25 protein-coding genes are annotated in these 26,033 nt (G+C 40.5%); 2 read left to right on the top strand and 23 right to left on the bottom strand.

Features of this window, described 5'->3' with window-relative positions:
* Window positions 1–222: 222 nt before the first annotated feature.
* The 12 genes from I6751_RS09330 to I6751_RS09275 all read right to left on the bottom strand — a co-directional run bounded on the left by I6751_RS09330 (window position 223) and on the right by I6751_RS09275 (window position 16,772).
* Window positions 223–1,542: a hypothetical protein gene (locus I6751_RS09330; RefSeq protein ID WP_196591987.1), complete on the bottom strand. Its 1,320-nt coding sequence runs from the start codon at window positions 1,540–1,542 to the stop codon at window positions 223–225.
* Window positions 1,539–3,197: a hypothetical protein gene (locus I6751_RS09325; protein WP_196599091.1), complete on the bottom strand. Its 1,659-nt coding sequence runs from the start codon at window positions 3,195–3,197 to the stop codon at window positions 1,539–1,541. Before I6751_RS09325 ends, I6751_RS09330 begins: the two co-directional genes overlap by 4 nt.
* Window positions 3,198–3,615: 418 nt before the next feature.
* The gene (locus I6751_RS09320) at window positions 3,616–8,022 is read right to left on the bottom strand and encodes an NACHT domain-containing protein (RefSeq protein ID WP_196591389.1); all 4,407 of its coding nucleotides are present in this window, start codon (window positions 8,020–8,022) and stop codon (window positions 3,616–3,618) included.
* Between the two features lie 44 nt (window positions 8,023–8,066).
* Window positions 8,067–9,230, bottom strand: a complete 1,164-nt coding sequence (locus I6751_RS09315) for an ATP-binding protein (RefSeq protein ID WP_196591390.1) — start codon at window positions 9,228–9,230, stop codon at window positions 8,067–8,069.
* Between the two features lie 215 nt (window positions 9,231–9,445).
* Window positions 9,446–10,456 (bottom strand): virulence RhuM family protein, encoded by a 1,011-nt coding sequence (locus I6751_RS09310; protein WP_231037919.1) that lies wholly within the window; start codon window positions 10,454–10,456, stop codon window positions 9,446–9,448.
* Between the two features lie 123 nt (window positions 10,457–10,579).
* Window positions 10,580–11,596 (bottom strand): hypothetical protein, encoded by a 1,017-nt coding sequence (locus I6751_RS09305; RefSeq protein ID WP_196591392.1) that lies wholly within the window; start codon window positions 11,594–11,596, stop codon window positions 10,580–10,582.
* Window positions 11,597–11,647: 51 nt separating this feature from the next.
* Window positions 11,648–12,736: an ArdC family protein gene (locus tag I6751_RS09300; RefSeq protein ID WP_196591393.1), complete on the bottom strand. Its 1,089-nt coding sequence runs from the start codon at window positions 12,734–12,736 to the stop codon at window positions 11,648–11,650.
* Between the two features lie 125 nt (window positions 12,737–12,861).
* Window positions 12,862–13,038 carry a hypothetical protein gene (locus I6751_RS09295; protein WP_196591394.1) on the bottom strand — a complete coding sequence of 59 codons (177 nt, stop codon included), beginning with the start codon at window positions 13,036–13,038 and terminating at the stop codon, window positions 12,862–12,864.
* Between the two features lie 97 nt (window positions 13,039–13,135).
* Window positions 13,136–14,182: a hypothetical protein gene (locus tag I6751_RS09290; protein WP_196591395.1), complete on the bottom strand. Its 1,047-nt coding sequence runs from the start codon at window positions 14,180–14,182 to the stop codon at window positions 13,136–13,138.
* A 26-nt stretch (window positions 14,183–14,208) separates the two neighbouring features.
* Window positions 14,209–15,429, bottom strand: coding sequence for a ParB/RepB/Spo0J family partition protein (locus I6751_RS09285; protein ID WP_196591396.1), 1,221 nt, complete (start codon window positions 15,427–15,429; stop codon window positions 14,209–14,211).
* A 4-nt stretch (window positions 15,430–15,433) separates the two neighbouring features.
* Window positions 15,434–16,183, bottom strand: a complete 750-nt coding sequence (locus I6751_RS09280; protein ID WP_196591397.1) for a ParA family protein — start codon at window positions 16,181–16,183, stop codon at window positions 15,434–15,436.
* A gap of 151 nt (window positions 16,184–16,334) precedes the next feature.
* A complete protein-coding gene (locus I6751_RS09275) occupies window positions 16,335–16,772 on the bottom strand; it encodes a DUF5348 domain-containing protein (RefSeq protein ID WP_196591398.1) in 438 nt (145 codons plus the stop codon).
* 533 nt (window positions 16,773–17,305) lie between these two features.
* Between I6751_RS09275 and I6751_RS09270 the strand changes: the two genes are divergently transcribed.
* Complete coding sequence (locus I6751_RS09270) at window positions 17,306–18,271, top strand: helix-turn-helix transcriptional regulator (RefSeq protein WP_196591399.1); 966 nt, start codon at window positions 17,306–17,308, stop codon at window positions 18,269–18,271.
* A 27-nt stretch (window positions 18,272–18,298) separates the two neighbouring features.
* On the opposite strand, the gene I6751_RS09265 is transcribed toward I6751_RS09270, so the two are convergent.
* The 11 genes from I6751_RS09265 to I6751_RS09215 form a co-directional block, all read right to left on the bottom strand.
* Window positions 18,299–19,015 (bottom strand): SAM-dependent methyltransferase, encoded by a 717-nt coding sequence (locus I6751_RS09265; RefSeq protein WP_196591400.1) that lies wholly within the window; start codon window positions 19,013–19,015, stop codon window positions 18,299–18,301.
* Between the two features lie 138 nt (window positions 19,016–19,153).
* The gene (locus I6751_RS09260; RefSeq protein WP_196591401.1) at window positions 19,154–19,429 is read right to left on the bottom strand and encodes a CD3324 family protein; all 276 of its coding nucleotides are present in this window, start codon (window positions 19,427–19,429) and stop codon (window positions 19,154–19,156) included.
* Window positions 19,430–19,756: 327 nt separating this feature from the next.
* Window positions 19,757–20,401 carry a plasmid pRiA4b ORF-3 family protein gene (locus I6751_RS09255; RefSeq protein ID WP_196591402.1) on the bottom strand — a complete coding sequence of 215 codons (645 nt, stop codon included), beginning with the start codon at window positions 20,399–20,401 and terminating at the stop codon, window positions 19,757–19,759.
* Window positions 20,402–20,467: 66 nt separating this feature from the next.
* Window positions 20,468–20,788, bottom strand: coding sequence for a TfoX/Sxy family protein (locus I6751_RS09250; RefSeq protein WP_196591403.1), 321 nt, complete (start codon window positions 20,786–20,788; stop codon window positions 20,468–20,470).
* Window positions 20,789–20,817: 29 nt separating this feature from the next.
* The gene (locus I6751_RS09245) at window positions 20,818–21,249 is read right to left on the bottom strand and encodes a VOC family protein (RefSeq protein ID WP_196591404.1); all 432 of its coding nucleotides are present in this window, start codon (window positions 21,247–21,249) and stop codon (window positions 20,818–20,820) included.
* A gap of 15 nt (window positions 21,250–21,264) precedes the next feature.
* A complete protein-coding gene (locus I6751_RS09240; RefSeq protein ID WP_196591405.1) occupies window positions 21,265–22,086 on the bottom strand; it encodes a formamidopyrimidine-DNA glycosylase in 822 nt (273 codons plus the stop codon).
* A gap of 27 nt (window positions 22,087–22,113) precedes the next feature.
* Entirely contained in the window at window positions 22,114–22,368 is a 255-nt protein-coding gene (locus tag I6751_RS09235; RefSeq protein WP_196591406.1) for a TfoX/Sxy family protein, read from the bottom strand.
* Window positions 22,369–22,572: 204 nt separating this feature from the next.
* The gene (locus I6751_RS09230; RefSeq protein WP_196599090.1) at window positions 22,573–23,259 is read right to left on the bottom strand and encodes a DUF6179 domain-containing protein; all 687 of its coding nucleotides are present in this window, start codon (window positions 23,257–23,259) and stop codon (window positions 22,573–22,575) included.
* 62 nt (window positions 23,260–23,321) lie between these two features.
* Complete coding sequence (locus I6751_RS09225; protein WP_196591408.1) at window positions 23,322–23,957, bottom strand: GyrI-like domain-containing protein; 636 nt, start codon at window positions 23,955–23,957, stop codon at window positions 23,322–23,324.
* Window positions 23,958–24,009: 52 nt separating this feature from the next.
* Window positions 24,010–24,621, bottom strand: coding sequence for a DJ-1/PfpI family protein (locus I6751_RS09220; protein WP_196591409.1), 612 nt, complete (start codon window positions 24,619–24,621; stop codon window positions 24,010–24,012).
* 55 nt (window positions 24,622–24,676) lie between these two features.
* Complete coding sequence (locus tag I6751_RS09215; protein ID WP_196591412.1) at window positions 24,677–25,261, bottom strand: DJ-1/PfpI family protein; 585 nt, start codon at window positions 25,259–25,261, stop codon at window positions 24,677–24,679.
* A 130-nt stretch (window positions 25,262–25,391) separates the two neighbouring features.
* On the opposite strand from I6751_RS09215, the gene I6751_RS09210 reads away from it, so the two are divergent.
* Window positions 25,392–26,033, top strand: a 642-nt coding sequence (locus tag I6751_RS09210; RefSeq protein WP_196591413.1) for a DDE-type integrase/transposase/recombinase, incomplete at its 3' end; no start/stop codon positions are given.

The following is a 26,033-nucleotide window of genomic DNA, read 5'->3' as shown; positions in this document are numbered from 1 at the left end:
AATATATTAACCTAATTACATATTACCTTTCGTAAATTTATTTAAGCAAAAACCAAAAAATTTTTATCAATAATTTATCAAAGAAATATTTCAAGTAGCTATTTCCGTTCAACACCATGCACTCCAAATGCATGGAGGAGTGATAAAGGGAAACAACGGCTACAAATTTAATTCACCGTACAGACAACAAATAAAGAAACATCCACATCTATAAGGCTAATCTTAAGGAAACTCTGTCTTTACCCCTATTGCTTTGATCTCCTGGACGATTTCGGCAATCGGATCGTTTTTTTCCGCCTTTCTTCTAACCAATTGAACATATCTATCCAGCGATTTTTTTGCCTCAAGGTCCACAACCTGTTTTGCATAGGCCTCAATCTCATCGGCATATTTACGAAGTTTCTGCGCTTTAAACCAGCCGGCCATCTGTTGCTCGATGTTCTCGACCAACTGCTTCTGGCGTTTTTCCATGGCCTGGATCGTCTGCAGCTCTTTCTGTCTTTCTTCTTCAATTGCGCGCTGACGTTCCCGTTCCCTTTCCCTTATTTCCTCTTCCCTGTTCTGTATGACCCATGCAATTTTTGCCTCCTGGGCGGTCTTGACCATCCACTTGAATACCTCGCCCAATTGTTCTTCTAAAGATGCCTCGGCAAAATCAGCAAGGGCTAAGACCCGCTCCATCTTGTCTTTTTCCCAGTAATCAGAAATTTGCTTGAATTCAATTTCCAGCTTGCCGGTGAACACTCTTTCATACATGGGCCTAAATTCGTGAACCATGTTTTCGGACGGCATATCGGCGATGACGGCCCGTCGTTTTGCCATCGCTTCTTTCACCTGAAATGAAAAGGAGTTTTTAAATAAATTAATACTGGCACAGTCGGCAGCTTCTCGTTGGTTATAATGCGGACTTTCAACCTTAACCTTACCGCCCAGCTCTTCTACCGCTTTTATAAGCGCGTCAACGATCCGGCAGGCCCGATTGCTCTGTCTGTCGGACACCTTGATCGGCAAGACCATGTGATCAGGGCGGTATTGTACTTTGGGAAAGAACGCCACGTCCCCGAACTGGAACATATCACGGAACTGATGCTCCCTGTTGCGCACCTTCCGATATTCAATTTCCTTTTGATATTCAATAATCAGATGATGAAACGGGTCGACTTTTTTCGGAACATGGATCTTCCCGCACCACTTTTCAAACGCTTCCCGGGAGCGGGGTGTAAACACGTCAAGCCCATCGAGCTTTTTCAATTCTTCTGTTGGTTGGGCACTGATATCGATAAATTCCATTTCATGCTCATGTTTCGTATTTCTTAAAACAATGCTCTCCTCTTTGGCTTTCACTACCGGCAATTCGGGCTTCGACACCTTGGCTCCGGCCTTCACTTTAGCCCAATAGCCGAGCGGCGGCAGAGGAATTTGCAGATTGATGCAGCGTTTGCGCAGACCGTTGTCGGAAATCCCATAACGCTTTGCTACGGTAGTTACCGGCTCGCTCCAAACTTCGTTATACAGCTTTGTTCTTTCGTCTTCAGTACTCATGGCTGTTGCTCATCCTTCCAGTCAACAAAGGAAAACCCAGCTCTCAGCAAGTTATCTGCCAGCTCTTCGAGCTCTTCCGAACTTTTTACTTCTTCCGGTACGAAATAGCGGCGTCGGTTGTCGTTGAAAAGTGCCGAAATGGACCCGAGAAAATCCGACAGTCGAGGGTATTCGTACTGATTCAAATACACCTTGTCTTCCTTATAAATTCTGTCAATAAGACTGCTACTAGGAAACCTGTTAGCTAAGTGCACCCCAACGATGGAATGGCGAAGCTCACTTAGTTGATTGAATTCTTGTTCAAATTGGCTGTGATTGTTCTTATTCGTAATAAGCTTTGAGATGTCTAAAGATATCTTAAGTCGGAGCTTCAATTCCTTAGCCAGCGTCCTTATCTTGATAATATCCTTGGTTGTTTGCATCAGGTAGCTCGGCTTTGCTTTATGTCTTTGCGGTCCGTTAACCAGAGCAATGGTGATACCAGCGTACTTCTTCAGTTTTTTCTCCAGTTGGCTGTACCTGGCGAAAAACTCTTTTTCGTTGTACATCGGGCCTCGAAGAGGTGAGAACAATTCCAAAGCGTTTGGCGGACCGTATGCTGCGAAGCTTTCCTGCAAATTGGTTATTACACGGGTCAACTGCCCGTCGTCTTTCCAGATAAGATCATTTTCCTTGTCATATGAAAGACGTAAGATATATGGTCCGCCGGGGTCGGCCTTCAAAGCCCCAGTTGTCGTTTCCACAAATACACTAGAGCTCTTGATGTCCTCCGGATAGTCAATCCCTTTATTGATTACGGGAAGCAGAATGTTCATGTTGCGGACGATATTAACCCGCCCCGTGTTGACACAAAGATTCACATATTCCGGCCAGTATTCTGCATCTTCGACCCAGCTATGCACCCAATCATACATGATTAACATTTCCAGTTCGCCTTTACGGCCTTCAATGAATGGCCTATGGCAATTGTCTTTATATATTTCGTCGACTCCGAAGGGATTGTTATTATAACGGTGATTGTACCGATTAATATGGTAATGCTGCTCAGTACTCCTATCGTAGATGCTCTCTACATATTTTTTGTAATATTCATAAGCGATTTCACCGGCAAAGCCAAATAAGTTTACCTTGAATTCCGCATATGTATCCTTTATCCAAGAAAGCAAGGCTTCGTCCAAATACTTATATCCAGTACGAGAAGGTTTCTCTGTTTCACGTTCCTTTAGCTCTTGCACCAAGATGATAAGCTCTTCCTTGTGTTCGGCTAACCCCATATCCTGTATTTTGCGATCTTCACAAAACTCGTTAATCATATCTTCAAAATCATCCCGGCTATAAAACAATTCCATATACTCATAGCTTTTTAAATGAGATTTTAGCGTTCTGTCAATTCGTGATTTATATTTTTTATAGTACTCGATAATAAAGTCTTTACTGCGGAGTAAGGTGTCAGCAATTTCTTTTTCTACCCTCGCCGCCGACTGCTCGAGTTTTATCGTCTCGTAATCATATTCCTCTGGGTTTAGATACGTGTTGAAGTATTCCACTACACATTTCATTACAGCGGCCATGTTTTCCGCATGATTCTTAAAGTCGAACTCATCGAGTTTCTCCTTTTTCTTCATTTGAGAAATGTACTGCTCAACTGTTAGCATGTTTCCACTTCACCCCTCTGAAATTGTCTTTCTGGGATTGTATCAACTTAAATCCGGCATCATCTTACAATATATCCCAAGATCAGATTAGCACATCTGCGCCAAAAGTGCAAAAACCGGCAAAGGTTATTGCTTCCTTTACCGGCTATCCGATATTATGATTGCCATCCACAACCAATTCATTTGTACAAGTTTTGTTCTTCATACTCTTTATACTTTTCAAGAACACTCAAAGCTTTTTCCTTAAGACGATCTACCAGTTCTTCATGCCTTTTGTCGATTGTCAACCAAAGCTCTCCGTATTGCTTGGCAAAGGCCTTAAACAGTACGTCTTAATGTACCTTTTTTACACTAAGTTGTTAATTCCCAAATCACTCCTATAATCGCATCATTATGAATTTCGTAATATATATTTATATCAGCTAACACCCTGCATCATAAGGGGCCAAGGACGCCCAGATTCAATATCCGGATGACGCGGCTCAGTGTCAACAATTCCATATTCATCGCGCAATTCGTCAATTAGTTCCAAGCACGATACTGCAACATTAGCCGCAATATTGGTTTTCTTAACCATTGCAAAGAGTTTTTTTCGCAGAGCCGACACATCGACGCTATAGTATTCATAGACGTGCGGCAATGTTTTTTTACCCACAGCTATTTCATTTATCATTCCTTCCAACACCCAATCAAATTTAAGGCCTTCCTCACCATAGCTCTGTACTAATACCAATAACCCCTCTTTATCTGCAATCTCTGCTATTAAGGGCTTTATTCGAGACTTGGCGGTAGCAGAGAGTTGCCCATAACGCTGTAATAAATTGTGATATACATCAGGATGGCGAGCGATTAAATCTGGTATACTTCCTGAAAGCAGTCCCTGCTGGTTTCCGGCCACCTTACCGCTACAGACTAAGTCAAGAATCCTTGTGACTGACGAATCCGTATCACGTAAAACTACTGCATTTAGCCAATAGTAATCTTTATAAAATCGTGGATCACCCTCCGCCAATTTGAACAAAGATAACTCCGCCCGCGTATTCGGGGCATACGCAAGAGAAGCTAATAATTCTTGGAACCTGTAAGGCTCTTTAAGATGTTCTTTCCCCAAATCTAAAGCTTCATCCAGGGCCTCTGGCTGATCGGAAAAAGGTAATAGTTGCAGCCATTCTACAAGCTGATTATGATGCTCATCCAGCAACCATGGTTTCTTCTTAGCCTCTTCTAATAAATCTTTCAGCCCTTGGATAACTATATCGGCTTCTATTTTGTATCCTGCAATAACGAGCGATCTTAAAAGTTCAAGCTTTTCTGATAGCGGCAACGGTACATGCAAAAGTTCAAAAGCAATAGAACCCCTATCACCATGAGGCATACTTAATGCTATCTTGGCAAGTTTTAAAACGTGTCGGTATTCTTTATCGCCGCAATTAGATGAGTTGATATTATGTATAGCAGAAAAAATCGCTTCAGCAAAAGGTGATAGTGATTCATAGATTACATCCTCTTGCTGGCGTCGTAGATGACGGGCAGCTACTTCTGAGAAATCGGGCCATGGTTTAAAAACTTTCCTCTCATAATCGTCCTGTTGTTTATCCCAGATAATTTTAAGCACATATGCTGCCTCAATACCAAAGTCAAGATCGGATAGGTATCGAAGCATTAATTGAATGACCTTATCTCCGCTAATAGCTGAAAAAGCATCTTTGTAAATGTTAGTATAGCAAATAGTAGCCTCTTGAAAAGCATGTCGATTCCTTGGGTTTGCAGCAAATCCATGCTTTGCCTGTTTCCATTGTGAAAGGTCTTCCAGCAGAAGACTTTGTAGCCCTTCAAAGAACTCTGGCTTTGGAAAAAATGATATTACTCGAACAACTGACGAAAGTTGTTCACGGCTTGCAGGTAGCGATTTCAGCACCTCAACCCATTGATTAACGGTCTTAACAAGAAATTCTTGAAGTCCTTCATCCGTATTTAATAATTCTGCTTCGTTCTTTTGAGCATGTCGTGCCAGAATATCTGCTAAAAGTGCAATAACATGCGGCTCATGGGTGTTACTATACGACTGTAGTGTCGTCAGGATTGATACAGGCTGACTGTGACTAATACGGTCAATTAAACGCCAATATTCACTTCTCGTGCTCTCTTTGATCGGCCCATCCATTTCCTGAATTTTTTTGTCAAGTTTAATCAGCTTTTCGATGAGAATACTTACCGTCTTTGGCCCAGCTATCACAGTCGCCTCGTCTGCAAAACGATTTTCTTGGGAAGTATTAACAATTAAGTCAATAATGGCCCCTTCTTCGACTACTCCTGCGTCCCTTAATAAGTCAATTGATCCGTAAGGGGTTTTACTTCCAGTCTCAATACGACGCAGAATTCCCCTTTTGACCTCTTGAAGATATTGTTCCTTTGCCTTTACTAATGTCCAATAGGCGTTATTATCATCTATTGGGAATTCATCCGATACTATGATATCCTCAACTTGCTTTCCAATATAAGGGCTGATTTCACCATCATTAACAAGCAAACTCAGTTTTTTTAATACATTGGTTTCTTCTGTAATATATGTTAGGTGTTCTTTTTTCCATCGTCCCGCAATTTCGGCGTCAGTAATTTCATTCGCATAATTGCTACAGGCGAGCATCTGCCAAATGTCTTCCCTCGCGACTTTGATAATCGCAATGGCAAACCGCTCTGCACGCCGAAACAAAAGAGCCTCTATCACTGCAAATTGTACTTTGGTACTCGTTTCTAACTTGGCAAGATTTGTAACAAAATTTATTCCATCAAGGCCACTCTCCATAGCGATTTCTGCCAGGACACTTTCACGCACTTCTTCAGGTACAATGGCCAGTCGTTCTTGGATACTAGCGCCCAAGACGCTAGGTCGAAATTGCCGAGCGGCGCGAAGGGCTTTTAAATGTATCTGATCATCAGGATGGGTGACTAATGGCCAAATCTGTTCCGCGAATTCTGGACATCCAGTAGTGATCATAAAACCAATTGCCCGATCCACTTTACCTGGTTTATGCCAACGTAAAGCGAAAGCCTTAACCTCATCTTGAACGATATCCCAGACGACCGTCGATGATCTATAAATCATTTCTGCAGCAAGCATTGGATCGACCGAAATAGACTGCAAAATTGCGGTAGCAACCGCTTTAACACCATTTTGATCACGATTAGATAATCGTTCACACGCAAAAAGAATTGGCTCCTCCCATAAGTGCAAATTAAGAATATTGAAGCTCAGTTGTTTTACTGCTTCCACATCACCTGCTTCTGCTGCTAGCATCAATTTCTCGACAGCAAAAGAAGCATACCACTCTTGGATTTGCTGGTGTTGGAAGGAAATTCCGGCATTCCCACCTGACCTAACCAACAAATGCTGATTTATTAGCGTATCAAGAACATCCTGTGGTTCCGGTCGACCCGTTATCTGCCCTCCTGTTACTAAATCATTTTCAATCTGACTAATTACGGCACGTGCCATATCCTCCCGAATTACGGTATTGGAAATACTGGTGGCCTTTGAAGCCAATCCTGCAAGAAATACCTGATGACAGCAAAAAAGCTTTTGCCTTAAAATTAAAGCCCGTTCCTGCGCCCTCTCGTATTCTGCGACAAAACGGTTTAGTACTTCTTCTTTAGTAGTCGGCATTTTCCCAGAAGTAGCATAGGCAAGCAACCAATTCAGATAAAGGGGGATTGCTACCAGTTCCCTCACCCCATCCGTTTGCCATGCTTGCTCTAATAATGCTATTCCATTGTCTCCAAGCAATACATGAGCAATCTCCTTCTGTTGTTCATCAGAAAGTGTGTTAAGTTCAAGTTTGGGTCCCGCAATCGACAAATCCCCTACCTGGGGTCTTGTACTGATAGCTATCCTGATACGAGGAAATTCACGCTGAAGGGTTTTTATTTGGCGATTAACACGAAGCTTCGCTTCATAATCAAGTTCATTCCAACCATCCAACATAAGCTGTAGCCGACCATGACATGCAAGCAGCATAAAGTGCTGTTCACGGAAATCACGAAAAGCATTCCTCTGGATAAGCATTTTAAAAAAGGTGTCTGATTGCATTGACCATTCTGCGAGCGGAATAACAACAGCTATCCCGCCCTCTGATGCGAGAATAGTATCTGCAAGCTGTATCATTGTTGTCGTTTTCCCAAGCCCCGGTGCGGCAACAATGGAAATTTCATTGACAAATTCCATTGCATCCGCGATGCCTGCCAGGCTAAATACATGGACGCCGTTAGTGTCCTTCGAAGTCATATTAATAGGAACTACGTGTTTTGGCCAACTCTGCTCGTTCTTGAAATGCTCTATATCTATTCTAGCGGCGTTACGTAGTCGCATTGTCACTTCCTCAAGATCATCATCCTGCGGCAATGAAAGGCTTCGAATTATTTTAAGGTCATCTTCATCCATCTCGACAGAAATTTTTCTTAGGAGCTGAGCATCAATGCTTGACCCTGCAATTGCAGCAAAAGATTGGCTCTCAGCTGTACGTTTCCAATCATTCAGCCGTGAAACGGAAAATGCGTCTTCATCACGATCTATGAGAATTGAGCAATTGCTACAGAGCCAAATACCATTAGTAATATTTTTTCTCTGATCTGGACTAAGTGCGGGATCATATCTGGACCCACCGGGAGCAGCAGTAATATGTGCCGCTATCCCAGTAATAATGGCACCTTCGCTGCCGGACTTTGCACCGATTGTGGCTCGTCGGCAATTAGGATTTGAACATAGCCAGGCAACGCGCTTTGCAAGTTCATCTTTCGTTTTTTGTGTGAAATCATCTCTATTAGACATAACTAAACTTCTGCCCCCAAAGCTCAAAAATCTCGTCAATTTTATTACACATGAGAATAATCGTTACGAAATTCTACCAACATTTCATTGAGTACACGACCTGCTTTTAACCTTTTAATAATCTCGTCCCGCGATCGTTTATTCTCTGCCTCAATCCAGCCATACTCCTCAGGAATCTGTTCGACTCTTTTTATCATCTCTTCTTTCTTCCCGTAAATAAATGAGACAAAATCATCTTTTTCTCTCTCATCCTTAAATATAAGGATAACCTCATAAAATCGCTCGCACGCATACTTCGCTTCTTCACTATCTTCTCTGAGCAAGAATTTATGGAGCATATAGGAAATTCCACTTTTCAGATAATATTTGAAAGAGTAAGTAATATCCATTTTATATTTATCAAATTTTAGAAATCCCCATTCTGGTACAGTCGTCATAAAACGTCCGCTATCTAAGGTGACAATTCGACATCCATATAAACGCGTTTCAAAATATTTGATATTCACATACCCATAATTAACCGAAGAATTACACATTGCATATGCATAAAATTCAGGTTTTCCTCGTTCATCATCTTCTTCATCATCAAATACAATAGTATACTCAGGATTATATTTGCTATAGTGAAAGTTCTCCTTTTTAATCCATTCCTCTTTATTTTTCAGTTTTTTTATGAAACGTTCCAACGGAACTGTAGTTAATCCAAACCTCTTTTTCCATAAATACTCTGTGTGGTCAATGTCCGCACTTTTATCAATATCGGTATTCGTATCACAGACTCTTGTATATATATGATAAGCTCGTACAATCCGCCCTTGATCCTTATAATCTTCTATTAAATAATAAGGCGTATCTGACGTATTTTTAACAATAAGTACATCAATCTCATGATCTTGGATATTGAGGGTCCTTAATTCAATACGCGGACGAATCCCTGAAACAAAATTCTTGCTTTTTAACTGATTTATAATCTCTTGCTGATTTCTACGCCCTGGATCAGCCTCTACACCAACAATATTACCAGTTTTATCTACAACTCCATATATAATATAAGCGTCTCTATCAGCGCGATTATTGGCCATACAGATAATATCGTGCAATAAATCAGCAGTATTGGCGTGATGCTTTTCCTTAAAGTCCCAATAATCATCTTCTCGTTTACTCAAAATCAAATTTTCAATTTCCTCTTGCAGTTCGTTTATATTCATATAAACTCTCCAAAAAATATTAATATACATACCATTTTGAAACCTAGTAAAATAAGCTAATTACTTTCGCTTAGATTACCTTATATAACTAATCATCTTGTAAAAACTACGCTTTCCTCCGATATCGCAACTCACTTCTGAAGATTTTGTTTGTACTGAGAGTCTGGCCATTTATTAACTAAATCATCTAAATAGAAGATATTTCAAATATATTATTAGAGTGGTGATTTGTTATTTTTTTCACCCAACAATTTCATTTCCATATCTTCCAATGCCTTTATATAATCTTTTTCGGCCTTTGAAACATCACCTAAATGCAATATCTTATATTTTTTATACTCTTCTTTCGCTTTTAGTTCAGCCGTTTTAGTACTAATTTTTCCGGAATGAGTAAGAATTTCATGCTTGGACAATTTCAGAAATCCATCTAATGTTTCAATCCAATCTGACATATACATAGGTATCCTTCTACGAGCCTGCATTTCTGCAAATTCAAGATAAGCAGAAACTACACTGTTTAATGCAGATAATTCGTCTTCAGTGCAATAGTTTTTTGCTACTAATGCGTCAGCTTGCGTAGGCTGTTCTCCCTTGAAACTGAGTATACCCATATAAGGTTTGTCTGCATCTGCCGAATAATAAATTTTTTCTGCTGCAGTCTGTCCATGTGCTGCCCAATGCATTTTATTCTGCACAGTTTTGAAAAACAACGCAGAGGCTTCCGTTCTCGGATCATAATCAACACTGGTTGCATAAATATCAAGAACCTTTCTCCAAAACACTTTTTCTGAGGAACGGATATCACGGATACGCTCCAGTAATTCATCAAAATAAATTCCACCGCCATTATTTTTTAAAAAATCATCATTCATGGCGAATCCTTTTTTCATATACTCTTTCAAAACATTGTTTGCCCAAATCCTAAACTGAGTGCCTCGTAAAGATCTTACACGATAGCCCACAGAAATAATAACGTCTAAGTTATAATAGTCAACTTGATATGTTTTTCCATCCGCAGCAGTTGTTGCAAAATTTGCAACAACTGAATCTCTTATTAATTCGCCTTCTTTAAATATATTTTTTATGTGACGTGAGATGGTAGACTTGTCTCGCTGAAATAGCTCTGCCATTCCATCAATCGAGAGCCAAACAGTATCGTTATCAAAGGTAGTTTCTATTTTAGTCAGACCATCTTCAGTCTGATACATTATAATTTCAGAATTCATATGCACACCTCGTACTTGTTTTTTTTATTATAAATGTTTCTCCAAAATATTTCCATTAATATATATAAATTATCCGCGTTTTGGATATATCCCCGCTAGTCATTTTGGCTTCATAGCAAAGTTTCACAAGGATCGGTCCCTTTCATGTTCCTGACTACGCACATTCCCCTTTGATTCAATACGGAGAAGTACTTTCCTTGGCTTTTTAATATTACTTTCATTATCAGAAACCTTATCTTGGACGGATGCCACGGTTCTGCCTTTCTCTGGCTCATTTATGCGTTGAACAGCCGACTGCTGTTGTTCTGCTGTCTGCAATTTTTCCTGCTGCTCCTTTTCTACAGCCTGCCGTTTCTTTTCTAATGGTGAAAGATTTAAAACTTCTTCTTTCTTCGACTGAAGATATTGGATTCCCTTTTCAAAAATGGATGAAGTCTTTTGAATAGCCTGATCCACGATGCTATAGGTTTTGTCCCGAACCACAGCTTTTATTTTATCCGGTACTTCTCGAATACCAGTATAAACTTGCTTTACCTGTTCACGTGCCTCTTTCCATAAAGCAGCCGCAATGACCGGCTTTTGCCATCGAATATCCTCACGAAGATTTTCTATATCCGAAACAAATTTTTTACCATTAGCTACTAAATTCTGCATTTTTTCTGGCGAACTACCCTTTGTCTGCTCATGCATTTGTTCAATAATATTCTTGATTTGCTCCATTTCCCGCTGAACCTGCCGTTCACGTTCCATGAGCTTTTCATATTCCGTTTGTAGAAAAATACTGGCTTGCTGAAAGGAAGCTACCGTTTTATCCGAAGCAGCCATAACGTCCTGCGCAGAGTTTGCTTTTTTCTGTACTGCCTGTAAATTTTGCAAATTTTCCTTGATAGCCTCATGTTTCGGTTCATATTCTAGCCATGTTTCTGGCGATGGTACATAATCCTGTTCTGCCTGCGCAAACTGATTCATCTTCTCATACAAATTATGGGAAGTCCTACCGATATCGCGGCGCACGTTTTCCGGTGACTTATCCATCGTGGCCTGCACGCTTTTTTCCATGTCTCGCTTTAGCTGAATGGCAATATTACCATAATTCTGTGCATCAGCTTCATCTATCATCGTCCATAAATCTTTTTCCATGTCGATTTTCCCCTCCCAAATTCAAAAGGTGTCCATTATGGACCCCTTTTATCATCGTGCCAATTCTGCCTGTTTTGGTTTATCCTTTATCGAAACCTGTAATTTTTGTTTCCTCTGTTGCTGCTTTTTCTTCTCCATGGCCCGATTCGCAATCTCCTGAAATGGCGATATTTTTGCCGGTTCCTTGACCTCTTTACTAAGAATCGGTACTTCATTGGCACTTTCCAGCGCTTTTTGCTTTGCTTGTTCAAGGCCTTTTAACAGCATATTATGCTCAATATAGTCTGCCATTTCTTGTGCCTTAGAAGCAGCCCTGTATAATTCGTTTGGATCATCTTTTAAAACTTTAGCCCAAGACTGCAGATATGCGGCATGATTCTCATAATGCTTTTCATCAAATTTTATTCCGTATTGCTGCTGCAAAAACGTAGAGGCAAGCTCGGCCCGTAGTTCTTCCTTGGCATATTCACTTTTTTCAAAATTGAACATATCCCGATTCATCCGGGTAGAATGTCCGGTACTATGGGCAATTTCATGCGCGCAAGTCGCATAAAAGCCATCCATGGTTTTAAATTTTTCTCGCGGCAATACATGGATCTCATCTGTAGTAGGGCTGTAAAAATTCCGATTACTCTGATCAAAGAAGATTTTTGCTTCACTATTTTTTAGCATATTTTCCATGTATTTATTCTTCTCATTTTCGTCAATGGTCAAGGAATGTTCTGGAGGAACGCCTTCCATTTGCTGTGCATTGAATACCGTGTAATATTTAACTATGGGACAATCTAAGTCTTTCAATTTTTTCTCTTCTTCACCCGTTTCTTGATTTACTTCTTTGACCGTAATTAATTTGCTCCAAAATTCGATGTGTGTCCCTTTTTCGCCTTTTTTGACCTGCCAGCCTTTGTCCTGCGCCTGCTTATAGGTACACCAGCGACTATCGGTGTAACCTTTGTCCTCAGCTGCAATCATCAGGCGCATACGATTGAGCCCACGATAGGACGCACCAAGTGCCATATTATGCGCTGGCCTGCCAAAGTGCTCAGAGTCCCAAAAGAACGGCTTCCCTGCCTCAATGTCTTTTATTACTTTTTCCACAAGAGCATTCCGCTGCTCTTGCACATGTTCCGGTAATGGCATACTCTCACCCTCTCATCGTTTTGCATTTTCTTCATCGGATTCCTGCTCCAATTCTTCCTGTTCCTCTTTAGTCAGCACCTGTTCATTGAATTCCATCCCATAATCTTCCACCGGCTTTTCCGCCTTCATCGCACTTCACCTCCTGCTTTTGGTATCTTTTTTATCATAATTTCGACCTTTTCCTCATCAAATTTCATGCTCAAAACATAGGCATTGTCATACCATATAAATTCGCTATCTTTGAACACACCGCGATTTGTCGATATAATTCTTCTCCCGTTTTCAATAAACTCCACCCTCATTCAATCCACATCCTTGACCAGCACATTGATTTTCCCCATAAAAAATTGTTACAAGCCTAATCAGGTGTCCATTATGGGCCCCTTAATTTCCAGGCATTTACACCATACTCTTTTCAGCTTGTTCTTTTTTTAATTTTGTAAGAAACGCCTGAAATGGACTATCTTCAGGAATTTCAAATTGATTTGCTTCCTCTTCCAGTTCTCTCTCCAAAGCAGCCATTTGCTGCCGTTCTATTTCCGCCGCCTTTTCTCGCATAGCAGCCTTTTTCTCTTCCTGAAGCTGTTTAAACGCCGCTGGCGTATCAACATATCCCTCCCGCAAAGCCATGTGTAGCCAACCTGCCGGATTATTTATCTTCCCTTTTTGCAAAGCCTTTTTCAAAAGTTCCAATTGCTGTTCAACCGCAGCAAGACCGTATTCAGCAATAAATTTCTTTGCAATAGCAAGCGTAATGCCATAGCTTTGCATTACAAACAACAAGCGATCTAATGAATTTTTTATGTTAACCACATCTCCACCAACAACAGCTTCCTCACTCCCGTTTGTTGTTGTTTTTTCTGAGAATTCTCTGTTGTTATTCTCTGGTATTGGTGAGGTCAGATTGTCCGATTCCATAGGGACAATCTGACCGGATGGAGCTGGACAACTTGTCCCTATGAAACGGTCATTTTGGGCATTTTCCGACAAAGGACCCGGCAAGCCTTGATTTCCCTCATAAGGACAATCTGTCTCTATGGACTGGTCACTAACTGAAGCAGCGTTTTCTTTTGACGCTTCCTCCTCTAATTTTCCATTTTTTTCTATTTCAGGCTCATCCTTTTCTAACCGTTCCAGTGCATCATAATCAATCGTGTACCACTTCGTACGATCATAACCTTTTTGATTATAATTACCGGAAATAACCAGTTTTTGCTTTCCCAAATTTGAAATCGTCCGCGCTAACGTCTTCTGCGACCAAAACGGAAATTGCTTTGACCAGTCGGCCATGGTGTTATATACCCATTGCCGGCCATCGATAATATTTTTACTGCGGTCCACCCAATAATGCAGTTGCTGTATAAAAAGCGCTTCATTCAAGCCGATTTTTACTGCAAGGCTGGGCAGGCACATCAACGGAACTTCATTGATCAATAACTTACTCATTTTGTCCTCTCCCCTACTACAGATAGTTATTCATTCATGGTATTTGCGGCTTGAAAGCTTTTCGAATGCTCACAGGGCCGGTCACAGCTGTTACAGCATTCTTCACATCTATCAGGACAAGGGAAACCCTCTAAATAAGCCAAGACATCTTTTATAACCTTGACACGGGCTTGCCACTCCTGACACTCTTCTACTGTTTTATCTGCAGTTTCTACGGTAAGCCGTTTTTCAGCTTCTTTTAATTTCCCAGCAAGTTCTTGCTGAAGCCAGATTTTTGCGGCAATATCTTTATCTGTCAATTCTTGATTTTGCATAGACGGTATACTCTCGTTATCCAAATCAAGACAATCATCACTTATATTTTTATCTGTATTATTTTGGGGCTCTTGGCCGAATAATTTTGTCTGCCCTTTATCCTCTAAACTGGATTCTGTCGGACTCTCTTTCACAACAGGAATAAGTTCATTTTTAGGCACAACAACTTTTTTCTTTTCCGCTTTCACAGCCTGAACCGTAACTTCTTCGCCCCGGTCCTTAATTGCTTCCACTACCGAATTTTGCTCTTCTGTATCCATACTTGCCAATTCTGCTGCAGCAGTGGCTGTAATATTTCCGGCATCAACTGCAGCCTTAACTTCATCTGAAACCTTCCAGATGGCCTCTTTGCGCTGTAAAGACGTTTCCGAAATACCAAGGATATTAGCAAAATAAGGTCGAAATTTACCATCAATATTTCCGGCTGCTTTCTGGTAGTCATAAAGCTTCTTGATAATTGGCTTGATCAGTGCAATTTCGTCCGCTTCCTGCGAAGGAGTCAGATTTCTGCGCTGCCCTTTATTTGGGAACACGATATTCAACGTTTCCATTTCATCGTCTGTGATGGCATCCTCAAAATCGTTGATGATCTCTCGTGTAATGGTTGGGACCATTGGATTATCTGTCATGCCTTGCTCTAAGCGATACAGCTGTGCCAAGCGGCGGCGATGGCCGCTAGTAATCATAAATTTGCCATTATCGATCGCCTTTAAAATAATTGGCTCGATATTATGGGTAAGCTGGATCATCATCGCCAGCTCTTCAATATTATCCAAACTGTATTTTTCATTCTTAGGATTCGGCACCAGTTCATGAACGTCTCGCATGATGATTTCTTCCGTAGTTTTAAACTCGTTACTACTACTGCCTTGCACCGGTTGAGAATTTTTATTTAAAAGCTTTGCGATTAAGCTTGCTGACTGTTTTTTCATCGTTTTATTCCCCCGCTAAAAGTTCTTTTAAAAACCGCACAAGATCCCGTGCAAAACCACAATTGGGCGAATACTCGAAAATGGATTTTCTTTTTTCTGCCGACGCTTCCAGTTTATCTTTTGTATAACGAATTCTTGTTCTAAATAAGGGAAACTGACTCTTTAATAGCTCGATGCAACGGAATCCATGCGGAGTAGAGGAAAATTTATTGAGAAGGCAACCACGAAACCGCAAGACAGGATTATATTCTTTAATCGCCTTAATATACTCCACCATCTGCGAAACGCCGCGAATGCCATAAATATCCGGTGTCGTCACAATGATGACTTCATCACTAGCTACCAAGGCATTGATCACAGAAGCGTTAATTGTCGGAGGATTGTCGATAAGGCACACATCATAATTTTCAGCAACCTTTGGCAAGGATTCTTTTAAAATGGTCTGCTGCACAATCTCTTCATCTTTTATGACGGCCACATTGGCATCCAGTAAAACGGCACCACTGGCAACAATGTCAATGTTCGGATATCGTGTATGTTGGATAACTTCCCGGATATCCGCCTTGCCTAAAAGAATATCTGCCAATGATTTTTCTGGATCTGCATCAAAGAACTGCGAATCATTGCCCTGATCGTCATTGTCTATAACCAGAACTCTTAAATCACAACTTTCGGCTATGGCATACGCCATATTAACTGTAATCGTCGTTTTGCCAACGCCGCCCTTTTTGTTGATGAACGAAAATGTTTTCATAAATTTTCAAGTCCTCTCGCTTAACTTTTCTATACAAATCAAGCGAAAATCTGCTATAATAAATCTTAGAGAACGAGATTCGTTTCTAACAAATTTTCACGTCAAGCACTATCAGAGGCTAACTGATAGTGCTTTTTTCATACCCTATTTTTTATCTCCCTTTGACTCTTACTAAGGCACCCTCCAATTTCATATCCGGACGTGCCGTAAAATAATAATCGCTACTATATTCAATGGATGTGGGAAGCCAGGTCATCCATTCTTCTTCGTCTGAAAAATATGGTGCATAAACTTCGCAACTACTGCCACACGTAAATTCAATATCTGTTCCTTCCATTTCAAATCTACCAGATGAATTCCGAATTAAGCGCCCTTGCTTCCCTATGGCCGCAAGCATACGCTTTAAGCGCCAGTCACTTTCATCGAAGCAATTGCTGCCTAATCCCAATAAATGCATTACATAGGTTCTCTCTTCTTCTGTTGCATGCTCCGGATTGAATTCATTTTGAATCCAGGCTAAATCCTCAATGAGTTCCTGAATTATTGGAGCAGCCTTTTTAAATCGTTCAATCATACCGTGTCTTAACATTCTCTTTTCCTCCTTCGCTAAAAACGAATAAAAAATAGACGTTCAATATTATCAAATATCAAACGACTAAGACTTAAAATCTATGCTATTGTAGAATGATTAATCCACCACTTTTTTGAGCTCTCCATCCTTATTTTTCTTAAAACGAAAATGTGGCTGGATGGAAGTACACCCGTGCTTTGCTCCACAATTATTTCCCGCTTTTTCGAAAAAAAATAGACGTCCTTTTTACTTGCTAGACGTCTACTTGCATTTGTGGATTTGACACCAGTGACACGTAAGAACTATTGATAAAGTTTGTAGTGGAGTTTCAGTATCAAATTATCCCCAGTTGGGGTGTCGCAAAAAACGGCCTTGCGGAGCGAAACCACTAGGTCGCCAATTCACTGAAACTGGTTTTCATTATTCTGCGCCAGCTGCAAAGCTGCAGAACTTAAAAGAGAAAAATGAAATGACCGCAAGTGAAATCAAGCAGTACTTTCTCTATGTATTTATAATAAATATAGAGTGGTTGAAACGAGGTTAACAGATGAATGTATGATTGGCAGACACAAATTCAAATAATTATTGATGAAATTGACAAATGTATTAAAAATTATAATGACGAAGTTTTGACACTACGCTTCCTTTCTCGCAGGCTGGGTTATTCCGAATTTTATGCAACGAGAAAATTCAAAGAAGTATCGGGTATGCACTTTAGAGATTATCTGTGTCGTAGAAAATTAGCCTTTGCGCTAAAAGAGGTTCGGGATAGTGAAAAGGGCCTTTTAGATATTGCTTTTGATTATGGCTTTTCGTCACATGAAGCTTTTACCAGAGCTTTTAAGGAAACATATGGTGTAACTCCAAGTGCATATCGAAAAAAGCCCAAGCCTGTTGTTCTTCGTACAAAAATAAACGTTTTTGACCGCTACTTTTTAGGATTAGGAGAGATTGGTATGATAAAATCTACGGATGATATTAAAATTTATTTTGTAACGATTCCAGCACACAAATTTTTGCACATTAAAAACTATCAAAGTAATGGGTATTGGGATTTCTGGCAAAAGCAAAGTCTCATTCCGGGACAGGACTGCGAAACAATTTGTGGCTTGCTCGATAGTATCAAGGGCAAATTGGATGACGACGGTGGGAGTGAATCTAACAGCGGCAGTGGTCAGATTATGGCGTACATTAATGACACTGACGGCAGACTCTGCAATTGGGGCTTTCCACGCACAGAGTGTTATGGCGTACGTCTTCCTTTTGATTATGAAGGCGAAGTACCACCACAAATGCTTATGATTGATGTTCCCGAAGCGGAGTATATTGTTTTTGAACACGGACCATTCGATTATGAGCAGGAAAATCGTAGTGTAGAGGAAAAGATTGAAAAAGCAATGGCAGCTTTTGATTTTGCAGGCACTGGTTACTGCTTTGATACTTCCCCCGGCAGAATAATTTACCTTTATCATAATCCAGAACGGTTTTTTAAGTATATCAGGCCAGTGCGGAGGTAAATAAAATCAACTGCTTATCAACTAGCGCTATTTTTTTTGCAAAATGAAGGCAATAAAGTTCAAATATTTTCCACCGCCTGCACTCCATGTTTTGCGGTCATTAACCGCAATCTCATTTTCCTGCATAAGCCAATCCGCCCAAACTTCCTCGTTGCTTTCCATCTCGTACACGGAAATAACTTCGGCATTCCGGCTGCTATTTACAATTTTGGTCCAATAAGCAGTATCTCGCAGATAGATAAGCTGCTCCGGCGTCCACGAGAGAAGCAATTCTTTCGGCAGGTTATCATGGCAATCTTTTTTCATGCCGGGTACACAGGCGTAAATATATCCTCCGCTCTTGACATAAGGCAACAGTTTCGCGTCTAAATATTCCGGGTCACGACCCCAAAAATTATAGGAATCTGTGCTGATTATTGCATCGAAAAAATCCTTCTCAAATGGCAAGACTGTAGCGTCAACCTTAACAGGTATTATCTGTTCATGAGTAAGACCCATTCCATCAAAGAATTTGCGGTTTTCTTGCGGGTCACTCCATAAATCCGCGGCATAAACAGTAAAGCCATAATCTTTTACAAGCATAACGCTTGTAAGCCCTTGCCCGCTTCCGAGATCGCAGACAAGGCTTCCAGCAGGTATTTTATGATTCCTCAGCATTTCCTCTTGTAATTTGAATGGGTTAGGCCCCATGATTTTTGCCAGCAACTCAGGAGTATTGTACTTTTGGCTTTTTACATATTCCATTATGATTGCTCCTTATCTCTCTAATTAATTTTGTAGCTAAATTATACTCCGCTCATTTTATAAAAGCTCCCTACTAAACGATACAGAAACGAAAAAACGACAGGACACATCTATTATGTCAAGTCGCCTTTTCAAAATTTATTTATCGTATTTTTTTGCAGCTAATATCTTATATACAGACTTTGGTGACAAATAATATTTACTTGCCAATTCCTGAACAGATACACCAGCTTGATATTCCTCAAAAATAGCCGTGTTTCGCTCATTCAGGAAATGCTTGTTATTTGTAAGCTCGCCCCATTTCTTTTTACTCTCTGCTTTACGGGGAATATATAGATACTGGCCGTCAATATGTTGTTGTATTGCCACGATTAAATCGTCCGGCAATACACAATTTGCATTAATATAGTCCATCGTGCGCCTCCTATAATCGAAAAGAATAGGATTCCGCAAGGACTATCTTCATATTGGAATTATGCGATAGCCCCTGCTATGCACAATTCCGAATCTGGTGAACGTTTAGTAATAAGACATGCTCCTTCCTTTTTATCTGTTATTTTTTCAATAATTACATAGAGAATAACACCATATCGTTACATTGTCAAATTCCCGTCATTACATCATTTTCGGGATTGGGGTCTCACAAACAAAATGCACGATAATTATTCTCGGAGTGGGGCTGATGGCTGTGGGATTATTTTCGAGGATAGAAGAACGGCATCCCGAAGGATGATGCCTGTTTCATTTCACCTTTTTAATCTTCAAGCAAGTCTTAAGCAAGTTGCTTCTAAAAGCAATGTCAAAATCCCGGTAATGTTGGCTTTCGCCCCATTGGCGCATTTCTTCATGCTCGGGATGCTTAGGATCGTTCCAGACACGAAGAAACTCCTCATACCCAGGAATCCCGCCTACGTCCTCAGGTGGACAAGCGCCCTCACCCTCCAGAATTGTCGGATAGCCAAATTGATAATCAGCAATAATTTTCTCAAGCTCTATTTGGTGCCGCCAATCATCGCCGAAATCGTAAACATAAGTCAGTGTTTTATATTCCTCCAGATATCGATCAATTTTAATGGTCTGCGGCTGCCTTATAGCTGTCTCCAATGTCCGGGCAATAAACCCGTGCGGATCATTGCGCTTGGTCAGTGCTTTTCCCTTATATTTTTCTTGATAGAACTTAAACTCTTCATAGGCTCCTTCATCATTTGTGACGCGAAGCTTTTCCTGCGGAAATTCGAACTCATATAAATGGCTGTCCCACCAATCCATAGCAAACTGGATCGTGTCATGCAGCCGCTTAAAGGTGACATCTGCCGGGATAATGACCCGGCGCCAAATAAGAGGCTTCGAATCAACCAATTCTATCTTGATTTGGTATGCTCGCATCAATATTCACCTCATCGCACACTCTTTAAAAGGCCAGGGCATAAATAGGCAAAATCTCTGGAACCCTTACCTGCCTTTCTTTTTCGGCTTTGGTATCGGCGTAACCGGTTCCAGAATCGCAATCACTTTCTTGCTGAATTCTGTATTGTCGATGTCTAGGACATAGTGCTCCTTGGCCCCGTCATAAGGAAACTCCTTATCGGCTTCCCGCATCGTTTCGTCCAAACACGGCAGGATTTTAACAAACACGGTATTGTCGCAAACGAGGAGAATTGGTTTGTCGTTCACATAGACCATATACTCCCCAAACATTTTCCTGTAACGAATTTTGCCTACACCCGCGATCTGGTCGCAGACATATTCAATAAAATCTATAGCAGTGCTCATCTTTACCTCATCGACCCTTTCCGGTATTTTTACAACACTAACATATCGTTCTCGTCAAACGACCAGTTAGGGTTATATGCGACCTCCCAGTAATAGCCGTTTGGATCGGTGAAATAGCCGCTGTACCCGCCCCAGAAGACTTTCTGCGGTTCTTTGGCGATAACTGCGCCCGCTTTTTTCGCAAGCTCCATAACTTCATGCACCTCCGCCTCGCTTTTCACGTTGTAGGCCAATGTAATTCCGGCGAACCCTGCGTCAATCTGTGGCGGGTTTTTCTCGTTAATATCCTCTGCCAGTAGCTTAAGCGGATACAGTTCAAATTTTGTGCCAGTGGTGTTAAAGAAAACCACTTTCGGGTTATCTGCTTTTTCATTGGTGGCAAAGCCCAGCCCGTCGCGGTAAAAACGGATGGACTGTGCCATATCCTTTACGCCAAGGCAAATAATGCTGATTCTGTTCATGATAGATTCCTCCTTTTACCTCTTTTGGCAATGCTCGCAGTAGTAAATACTGCCGCCCATATAGGTTTCCTTTTTGATCGCGCCGCCACATTTGGGGCAGGACACAGTGTTTTTACTCAATTTTGTTTTATAGCCGCCCCAATTGCCAAATAGGTCTCGTTCAGTATCCCGACCGCCACCTTCTACCATTTCGGCAAGAGTTGCTTTTAAGCTATCAAATAGCTTTCGCTTTTCTCCGTCCAAAAGGGTATTCATCTTTCTCTTCGGGTGAATGCCGGCATTCAGCAGAATGTCCTGTAAAACACCGTTCCCAAGCCCCGGTATCCGCTGCCCGGTCGCCAGAAACCCTTTTGCGCTCATCTTCATGCCTTTTTGGTCAAACAAGGTGAGAAAAAATTCGTAATCAAACCTGTCAGACAAGGGTGAAACGGCTTTTTTCGCGGCTTTATAATAATCATTGTCGTCAAACGCCCCCTTGGTAAAGCACCACAGACCGCCATACATGGCAACCGTTCCCACCAGCGCAGAACCATCTTCGAACGCCACAAATAGCTGATGCTTTTGGGGTACGATTTCATCGGCTGCATAGTAACGCAGATTTACGCCATCGCCAAAATGGAGAAAAATGCCTTCGGCGTTGATTTCCACCCTGCCGCCGTATGAGGCGGTATTTTCAACCTTTCTGCCGAAAAGGAGCGAGTGATACTGGGAAGGATCACCGAAAAACCAGGCAAATTTATGGGGCGATGCCGCTGCAATCACCTTTTTTATACGCTTGTCCTTTATTGTTTGATTTAGCTGCGCCGCAATAACGATTGCTTCTGGGATTTCAAGCATAGATTATCCCTCCTTCTCGCCATTCTTTTATAAACTATGGAAGAATGCTTTTAATTCCTGTTTGGTATCAGCAGACAGATGTTTATCCGGAATGCCAAGGATTGCTCCCTGTATCCCGTACAGCATGTGCAAGCAGGCACCAGGATCACGCTCAATACGGATGCGCCTAAACGCTTCCTCCACGCCAATTTTTCTAAGCTGCTCCGGTGTTTCAATGCCGACAGCCAGCAGATTTTCTTCCAGCACTTTGCCCACGTTTGGCAGTTTTGATAGTTCGCTCATAACGCATCCCTCTTATCACATTTCGTTTACATCACGGCAATCACATGGTATCCCCAGACTGCATGCTCTATTTCCCATCCAACAAGTTTTTACCATATCCTAGTTATATTATAATAAAATAACACGAAATAACAATCATGCCTTTAACATCCAACAATCCTACTCTGGACAGCAATTTTCAAACGCAGTCAAGCGCCTGTTAACTTATAGCCTCGAGTTTTTATCTATGAGATGAGCCATTATTTCAAAAACCTGTTCTTGCCTGTCGGTCGGAAGTCGAGCAATATAGTTTTTTAGATATAACCTTAACGACTGTTCGGCTTCGGATAAATCCACCGCTTGAATATCCAATTGGAACGGGTGCCTATTGATGAGTGCGGCAATCTCAATATCTTCAAGAATACTAAAAACCAAATGGATTTCTTCTTCGCTTAAGTGGGCATCAATCAATATATCTTCCAAATCATCAAAGGATTTTATTCTTTCGTTTATAAGTCCCAGTTTATCCGATGCATATCGACATAATAACAATTCGCCAATCAATTTTCGGTAGTCTTCATCGTCCATCTTCACTCCGGATGAAAACTTAATTCCGGGATTTAAGTCTGGATTGAACGGAAATACAAAGACTTTGGTGAGATTATTCGTCTTGATTGCGTGTGCGATATTCGTTGTGATTTGGAGCAGGCCTTTTTCAATGTATCTTCGAAGTGAAGGACTTGTAATATTCAACTCTTCGAGTACTTTCTCTGAAGCCTTGTAAACCGCCAAAGCCAGTGAATTATTATTATACGTCGACAACTCATTATACAGAATTTGAATTTCATCCGCAGAAATATTTAACATCACTACGTTGCGGTGAGCAAGCAGCCCAATGTTAAGGGTATTCATCGGTATGCAACTGGAGTTAAATAATCAAGTAATGAATGGATTTTAAATAAAAATTATATCTATTACTTTACTTTTCTAATCGGATGACGAATGACTGTTTTCCATTTTGCAGGCATGGCCTTTCTGGGATCAGAAAGATATATCTCATGATGTAATCGTTTATCTGTAATATCATTTTCAAATCCGTTGCTCTTAATATATTCATCCATAATCGCAACAGTAGTTGGTTCATCATCAAATGGACCAATATGCATAATTTGTATGCACAAACCTTCATGAACTGTAATAAATTCAGCAGAAGAACAATCTATCTTCTTTTTCTTCGCTGCTGTTTCAACTGCCCAGTTAAAATCGGTTTCTTTTACAAAATCAGGCAGCCTGATAACGGAGATCCAATGAAAATTATCCTTATTGCTATAGTCAACACCTTCAACATTATTCTGCCACCAAAAACCTTCAAGCGGTGGTACTACATATTCAAAGAATCTATCAATCTTGTATTCTCCTTTATAGCTCATTTTTAATGTATAGGCTACTGCATATAACACACTGATTGTCTGTTGATATACACCATCTTTTTCATTTGGATTACCTTTACCACGCACAGCAATATAATTCATTGTTGGAACAGTTATAATTTCCGGTTCCTTTTTTGGCATATAAAGTTCTTTGTATTCTTTTTTAAAATCAAAAATCATATTTACCTCCTTCGTTTTTATTACACTTTATTTTGGGAGTATATCTTGCCCATCATCTAAATGGTATATCTATTCCCTGCTGGATGGATTTATATAGCCCATTCTTCATAAAATAGTAGTAATCATCAAGCTGTTTCCCTTGTATAATACCTAATACGGATAACATTGATTTTGTAAATTCTAATGCTGCTGCTCCATTGGCGGTGACTATATTACCATCGACTACAGCCTGCTCATTTATATAATTTCCCTCATTGGTATACTTATCTTTAGCATATGATTTTAATTCTGTTAAAGCATTGCTGGTATGTTTTATATTGTTTAAAACCCCATTTGCCCCTAAAAATACTGTAGCATCGCAAATTGCGCCTATAGGAATTTTGTTGACTAAGGCTGTATCGACTAATGTCATTACTTTTTCTGATTCTTTTGTTCTCCAAGAAAGACCGCCAACTAACACTAATCCTGAGAATTCTTCCGGAGCATCCTGTATTGCACAGTCGACATTAACCCGCAATCCTCCGATAGAAGTACATATTTCTTTTTTAATACTTACATATTTGATTTGATAATCTGGATCGATGCTTTTTATTGTTGAAGTTAAGAAGGCTGCTTCCCAATCGGCAAATTCTGGTAATATAACTACTAGAAGAAGTTTTTTCATAAATTTTCTAACCATCCTTTTGTTTGAGGTATGTATGCTTTAATAGATTGAATCGTTAGACAGCAAATGGATCCTGTCCTTTATCCTCATGCCAGATATATTCAATATCATTCGCATATTGTCGTGCGATGTCTATTTCATAAATATCCTTAATGAATCCTAATGCCATGTCAATACCGGCAGAAACTCCTGATGCTGTATAAAATTTACCATCTACTACCCATCTGGCAGATTTTTGCCATAATACTTTATCTGAACTTGTCATGACCCAATTAAAAGCTTTTTTATTAGATGTTGCTTTTTTACCGTCTAATACGCCTGCTTTAGCAAGTACTGCTGACCCGGTACAAATGGACAAACAATATGTGGCTATTGACGCCATATCATATAAAGCTTTTAAAAATATAGTATCTGAAATCAATTTTCTGGTCCCCATTCCACCAGGAATAACCAAAACACCGGACGGATTAGACTGAGCTATTGGTGATGTATTGACTTCTAGTCCCTGAGCACTTATTACTTGTCCTCCATTGAGAGAATAATACTTAATTTGATGATTTTTATTTCTGCCAAAGATTTCTATTGGTCCAAAAACATCTAATGTTTCAAAGTCATCAAATAAAATAATATTAAAAATCATGTTTTTATATTTTTCCTCCATATTAAAATATCCGTATTGTAAAGTTAAATGAAAGTTGAGGACTCGTCAGCCCTTCTGGTACAATGGTTTTATCACAAATACTGTACCTCCCGAAAGGAGACGAGTCCTCATGACAAAATCATATCAGATTTGCTGTCCAAAATGCAACAACCATCAAAACTTTTATCGTTATGGCAAAGATAAAGATGGAAACCAGAAATATCTTTGCCGTGTATGCGGGCATCAATTTGTACCAGATGCCAATGCAACCGGCAAATCAGGAAGGCCACGCATACGTTCTTACCCAATTTGCCCTATCTGCGGGAAAGCCATGTTTCTTCATCATGAACACAAGTATTATTCAAACTACCAATGTGGTGACAAGAAATGCGGCCATTCCCTTTTTGTCCCGAAACAAGCTGCTATTACAGCATCTGCCATGTCGAAATTGTCAGGAAAGACCAATTTCAAGCTGATGCCAACGCTCAATTTCGACTCCGATGAATGGCACGCGAACGAAACCGTGGTAAAAATCCGTGGCATGAAATATTATCTCTGGTTAGTTGTAGATAGCGAGACACGCTTTGTCCTTGGTTTTCATCTTTCCAAATACCGGGATAGTCCTCAGGCATTTTCCCTGCTTAATTCCATTAAGCACCTTGGCAAACCCAGAGCCGTTGTAACCGACCGCTACAGTGCCTACAAAATTCCTGTAAAAACAGTGCTGAACGTGAAACATATCCGTGTCCACAGCTTCAGTGACGACATCACC

The sequence above is a fragment of the Pectinatus frisingensis genome (assembly GCF_015732285.1).
In the GTDB taxonomy this organism is placed as follows: Bacteria; Bacillota; Negativicutes; order Selenomonadales; family Selenomonadaceae; genus Pectinatus; species Pectinatus frisingensis.
The sequence above is the reverse complement of the archived record's forward strand: the minus strand, read 5'-3'. Positions and strand labels throughout refer to the sequence as shown.

Bases quoted from the DNA above. Each gene is read 5' to 3' on its own strand.
- I6751_RS09290 (WP_196591395.1), bottom strand. From the start codon at position 14,182: ATGAGTAAGTTATTGATCAATGAAGTTCCGTTGATGTGCCTGCCCAGC.
- I6751_RS09310 (WP_231037919.1), bottom strand. From the start codon at position 10,456: ATGAATTCTGAAATTATAATGTATCAGACTGAAGATGGTCTGACTAAA.
- I6751_RS09325 (WP_196599091.1), bottom strand. From the start codon at position 3,197: ATGCTAACAGTTGAGCAGTACATTTCTCAAATGAAGAAAAAGGAGAAA.
- I6751_RS09330 (WP_196591987.1), bottom strand. From the start codon at position 1,542: ATGAGTACTGAAGACGAAAGAACAAAGCTGTATAACGAAGTTTGGAGC.
- I6751_RS09225 (WP_196591408.1), bottom strand. From the start codon at position 23,957: ATGATTTTTGATTTTAAAAAAGAATACAAAGAACTTTATATGCCAAAA.
- I6751_RS09300 (WP_196591393.1), bottom strand. From the start codon at position 12,736: ATGCCATTACCGGAACATGTGCAAGAGCAGCGGAATGCTCTTGTGGAA.
- I6751_RS09220 (WP_196591409.1), bottom strand. From the start codon at position 24,621: ATGAAAAAACTTCTTCTAGTAGTTATATTACCAGAATTTGCCGATTGG.
- I6751_RS09230 (WP_196599090.1), bottom strand. From the start codon at position 23,259: ATGAATACCCTTAACATTGGGCTGCTTGCTCACCGCAACGTAGTGATG.
- I6751_RS09240 (WP_196591405.1), bottom strand. From the start codon at position 22,086: ATGCTTGAAATCCCAGAAGCAATCGTTATTGCGGCGCAGCTAAATCAA.
- I6751_RS09315 (WP_196591390.1), bottom strand. From the start codon at position 9,230: ATGAATATAAACGAACTGCAAGAGGAAATTGAAAATTTGATTTTGAGT.
- I6751_RS09235 (WP_196591406.1), bottom strand. From the start codon at position 22,368: ATGAGCGAACTATCAAAACTGCCAAACGTGGGCAAAGTGCTGGAAGAA.
- I6751_RS09280 (WP_196591397.1), bottom strand. From the start codon at position 16,183: ATGAAAACATTTTCGTTCATCAACAAAAAGGGCGGCGTTGGCAAAACG.
- I6751_RS09215 (WP_196591412.1), bottom strand. From the start codon at position 25,261: ATGATTTTTAATATTATTTTATTTGATGACTTTGAAACATTAGATGTT.
- I6751_RS09295 (WP_196591394.1), bottom strand. From the start codon at position 13,038: ATGAGGGTGGAGTTTATTGAAAACGGGAGAAGAATTATATCGACAAAT.
- I6751_RS09245 (WP_196591404.1), bottom strand. From the start codon at position 21,249: ATGAACAGAATCAGCATTATTTGCCTTGGCGTAAAGGATATGGCACAG.
- I6751_RS09275 (WP_196591398.1), bottom strand. From the start codon at position 16,772: ATGTTAAGACACGGTATGATTGAACGATTTAAAAAGGCTGCTCCAATA.
- I6751_RS09255 (WP_196591402.1), bottom strand. From the start codon at position 20,401: ATGCGAGCATACCAAATCAAGATAGAATTGGTTGATTCGAAGCCTCTT.
- I6751_RS09260 (WP_196591401.1), bottom strand. From the start codon at position 19,429: ATGGACTATATTAATGCAAATTGTGTATTGCCGGACGATTTAATCGTG.
- I6751_RS09270 (WP_196591399.1), top strand. From the start codon at position 17,306: ATGTATGATTGGCAGACACAAATTCAAATAATTATTGATGAAATTGAC.
- I6751_RS09250 (WP_196591403.1), bottom strand. From the start codon at position 20,788: ATGAGCACTGCTATAGATTTTATTGAATATGTCTGCGACCAGATCGCG.
- I6751_RS09265 (WP_196591400.1), bottom strand. From the start codon at position 19,015: ATGGAATATGTAAAAAGCCAAAAGTACAATACTCCTGAGTTGCTGGCA.
- I6751_RS09320 (WP_196591389.1), bottom strand. From the start codon at position 8,022: ATGTCTAATAGAGATGATTTCACACAAAAAACGAAAGATGAACTTGCA.
- I6751_RS09285 (WP_196591396.1), bottom strand. From the start codon at position 15,429: ATGAAAAAACAGTCAGCAAGCTTAATCGCAAAGCTTTTAAATAAAAAT.
- I6751_RS09305 (WP_196591392.1), bottom strand. From the start codon at position 11,596: ATGGAAAAAGATTTATGGACGATGATAGATGAAGCTGATGCACAGAAT.